This is a genomic window from Vogesella mureinivorans (genome assembly GCF_007644035.1).
Classification (GTDB): domain Bacteria; phylum Pseudomonadota; class Gammaproteobacteria; order Burkholderiales; family Chromobacteriaceae; genus Vogesella; species Vogesella mureinivorans.
The window spans coordinates 1-250 of the sequence record NZ_VMTV02000363.1; the positions used below are offsets into that span (position 1 = coordinate 1).

A 250-nucleotide genomic window follows, 5' to 3' on the forward strand; every position below is an offset into this window, starting at 1 on the left:
TCCGGCGTGCCGACAATTTCCTGGTAAGTGCTGCTAACAATAAAGTTGGCAGCGTTCATGGCGATCAAATCTGCCGTGAACTGAAGCGAGAAGTGGTACTTATCCTCCGAATCTTGCCAGTAGAGGTTACTGAACAGGTATTTCGACTTCTCTAGCGCGTGGGCAATGTTGCACTGAGTTACTTTTAGCCTGCGTGCTAGCAGGAACGCCACCAAATTGCCGTCTGAGTAGTTGCCGATGATTAGATCCG

General features: G+C 49.6%; 1 protein-coding gene. It reads right to left on the reverse strand.

Features of this window, described 5'->3' with window-relative positions; all coding sequences use genetic code 11:
* Positions 1 to 250 (reverse strand): hypothetical protein (locus FLQ44_RS11010; RefSeq protein ID WP_206208821.1); only part of this gene is annotated, 250 nt, incomplete at both ends.